At 68.1% G+C, this 3,695-nt stretch carries 2 protein-coding genes; both read left to right on the top strand.

Going from position 1 to position 3,695, the window contains the following annotated elements:
• The coding region (locus ABDV68_RS18600) for a translocation/assembly module TamB domain-containing protein (protein WP_343521582.1) at window positions 1-2,083 on the top strand (2,083 nt) is incomplete at its 5' end.
• Between the two features lie 60 nt (window positions 2,084-2,143).
• A complete protein-coding gene (locus tag ABDV68_RS18595) occupies window positions 2,144-3,655 on the top strand; it encodes an NAD(P)/FAD-dependent oxidoreductase (RefSeq protein ID WP_343521581.1) in 1,512 nt (503 codons plus the stop codon).
• Window positions 3,656-3,695: the final 40 nt, after the last annotated feature.

The raw sequence follows: 3,695 nt of genomic DNA, 5'->3' as shown, positions 1-3,695 counted from the left end.
AGCAGCAGTACCGTTTCAAGTGCGCCACTGGGACTATGCGCAGATCCCGGGCGACATGGAGATCACCATCGGCCGCGCGATCATCAACGCGACCGCGGTGCTCTACGACGATGCGCCGTCGATCGTCGGTGAGGCGCAGGTCGCCAACCTGCGCAGCGGCGACTTCGTGCTCGCCCGGTCGCGCGCCAGGATCGACTATCGCGGCGGCCGCGGCACCGCCCAGGCCTTCGCCGAGGGCTCGTCCGGCGTGCCGTTCCGCGTCGCCGCCAATGCCCGTTTCGCGCCCGACCAATGGCTCGTCGCGCTCGGCGGCAAGGCCAACAACATCAACTTCAAGACCGCCCAGCCCGCGCGCATCGCGGTGAGCAAGGCCGGCTATCGCCTGGCCCCCGTGCGGATCGACTTCGACCGCGGCAGCGCGCGCCTCGCCGGCAGCTGGGGCGACGGGCTCGTCGTGCAGGCGCGGCTCGACAAGCTCGATTTGTCGATCGCCAACGCCTTCTCGCCGGGCCTCGGGATCGGCGGCAACGTCACCGGCTCGGTCGACTTCCGCCAGGCGAGCGACGGCAGCTTCCCGCGCGCGATCACCCGGCTCAACGTCGCCGGGTTCAACCGCTCGAGCCTCGCCGGCGTGTCGCCCGCGGTGGACATCGCGTTCGTCGGCCGGCTGCTGCCCGAGGGGGGCGACGCCCGCGCGGTGATCAAGCGCGGCACCACCACGATCGGCCGGATGGTCGCGACGCTCCAGCCATTGGGCGCGGGGGGAAGCTGGAACGAGCGGTTGATGGCCGCGCCGCTCTCCGGCGGGGTGCGCTACAACGGGCCCTCGGCGGTGCTGTTCTCGCTCGCCGGCTTCGCCAACCAGTCGGTCTCGGGTCCGGTCGCGGTGGCCGCCGACTTCTCCGGCCAGCTGCGCGATCCGCGGATCACCGGCCAGCTGCGCGCCGAGAAGCTGGTCTATGAGAACGAGACCTGGGGCACGCGCCTCACCCAGATGAAGATCGAGGGGCGGTTCGACAGCGACACGCTCGACATCACCGAGATGAACGCGGTGGCGGGCAGCGGCCGGGTGATCGCCTCGGGCACCGTCGGGCTGTCGGCGGCGCAAGGCTTCCCGATCGACATCACCGCGCGCTTCCGCAACGCCCGGCTTGCTCGCAGCGATGCGCTCGGCGCCACCGCGACCGGGCAGCTGCACATCACCAACGGGCTCGACGGCGGGCTGATCGAAGGCCGCATCATCATCCCCGAGGCGCGCTATCAGATCATCCGCCAGGGCGCCGCCGAAGTGCCCGAGCTGACCGGGGTCTACCGCAAGAGCGAGCTCGATGCCGAAGGCAAGCGCCCGGCGCGGCCCAAGCCCGCGGGCATCTTCCGCCTCAACGTCTCGGTCGTCGCCGACAATCGCCTGTTCGTGAACGGCATGGGGCTCGAATCCGAATGGGAGGCGCGGATGCAGGTCACCGGCACCTCAGCCGCACCGGTCGTCACCGGCGAGGCGCGGGTGGTGCGCGGCACCTATAATTTCGCCAGCCGCCGCTTCGAGCTGACGCGCGGCACGATCAATTTCGAGGGCGGACCGCTCGCCAACCCCAGCATCAACATCGCGGCGAGCACCACGGCGGAGAATGTCACCGCGATCATCAACATCACCGGCACCGGCCAGCAGCCGCGCATCGCCTTCACCTCGACGCCGTCGCTGCCGCAGGACGAAGTGCTCTCGCGCCTGTTGTTCGGCAGCTCGGTGACGAACCTGTCGGCGACCGAGGCGATCCAGCTCGCCGCGGCGCTCAACTCGCTGCGCGCCTCGGGCGGCGGGCTCAACCCGCTCGGCCAGCTGCGCTCGGCGGCGGGGATCGATCGCCTGCGCATCCTCGGCGAGGACGACACCACCGGCCGCGGCATGGCGCTGGCGGCGGGCCAGTATCTGACCGACGACATCTATGTCGAGATCATCACCGACGCCCGCGGCTATACCGCTGTGCAGCTCGAGATCGCGCTCACCCGCGCGCTCAGCCTGCTCTCGCAGACCGGCTCGTTCGGCGGCTCGCGAGCTGGCCTCAAATATTCGAAGGACTATTGATCGCCATGCCGGCTTGCGGATAACTTACACTGGTGTAAGTATCATCGCCGGGAGAGGCGAATGACCGAGCATTTCGACGTCGTGGTGGTGGGCGCCGGGCTTTCCGGCATCGGTGCGGGCTATTTCCTGCAGCGCGACTGCCCCGATCGCAGCTATGTGATCCTCGAGGGGCGCGAGCGGCTCGGCGGGACCTGGGACTTGTTCCGCTATCCCGGCATCCGCTCCGACAGCGACATGTACACGCTCGGCTACAGCTTCCGCCCCTGGACCGAGGCGAAAGCGATCGCCGACGGTCCCGCGATCCTCAAATATCTCGACGAGACCGCACGCGACCACGGCATCGACAAGCATATCCGCAACGGCCACCGCGTGGTCGCGGCAAGCTGGTCGACTCCGGACGCGCGCTGGACGGTGCAGGTCGAGCGCGGGCCGGACAAGATACCCGTCGAGTTCACCTGCAACTTCCTCTTCATGTGCTCGGGCTATTACAATTACGCAGCTGGCTACCTCCCGGAGTTCGCCGGGCGCGAGCGCTTCGCGGGCGAGATCGTCCATCCCCAATTCTGGCCCGAGCGCCTCGACTATGCCGGAAAGCGCGTGGTGGTGATCGGCTCGGGCGCGACCGCTGTGACCCTGGTGCCCGAGATGGCGAAGACTGCGGCACATGTGACGATGCTGCAGCGCTCGCCCACCTATATCGTCGCGCGCCCGTCCGAGGACGGCATCGCCAACTGGCTGCGGCGCAAGCTGCCCGGGCGGCTCGCCTATCGCCTCACGCGGGTGAAGAACGTCGCGCTCGGCCAGTTCTTCTACCGCCTGGCGCGCCGCAAGCCCGAGAAGACCAAGGAGCGGCTGATCCAGATGGTCCGCGACGAGCTCGGCGCGGACTATGACGTCGCGACGCACTTCACGCCACGCTACAATCCGTGGGACCAGCGCATCTGCCTGGTGCCCGACGCCGACCTGTTCGCCTCGATCCGCGAGGGGCGGGCGTCGGTGGTCACCGACCAGATCGACACGTTCGAGGAAGACGGCATCCGCTTGAAGTCAGGCGAACTGCTTCCCGCCGACGTGATCGTCACCGCGACCGGGCTCGACATGCAGTTGATGAGCGGCATTCCGTTCACCGTCGATGGCGAGCGTGTCGATCCTGCCAAGTCGCTCGGCTACAAGGCGATGATGTATTCGGACATCCCGAACCTCGCCTCCAGCTTCGGCTATACCAACGCCAGTTGGACGCTGAAGTCGGACCTCACCGCCGCCTATGTCGCCCGCCTGCTCAACGCGATGAAGAAGCGCGGCATGCGCCAGGCGACCCCGCGCATCGCCGGCGATGTCGAGCCCGAGCCGTTCCTCACCTTCACCTCGGGCTATGTCCAGCGCGGCATGGACAAGTTCCCCAAGCAGGGGAATCGCAAGCCGTGGCGCGTGCACCAGAACTACGCGCTCGACCTGATGGCGCTGCGCTTCGGCAGGATCGACGAAGGAATGGAATTCTCGAACCCCGAGCCGAAGCGGGATTCCGTCACCCCAGCGAAAGCTGGGGTCTCGGGAGGCAGACAAGCGGCTTGAAGGCACAAGACCCCAGCTTTCGCTGGGGTGACGGTCAGGC

Origin of the sequence: Sphingomonas sp., assembly GCF_039595165.1 — a bacterium.
GTDB lineage: Bacteria > Pseudomonadota > Alphaproteobacteria > Sphingomonadales > Sphingomonadaceae > Sphingomonas.
The sequence above is the reverse complement of the archived record's forward strand: the minus strand, read 5'-3'. Positions and strand labels throughout refer to the sequence as shown.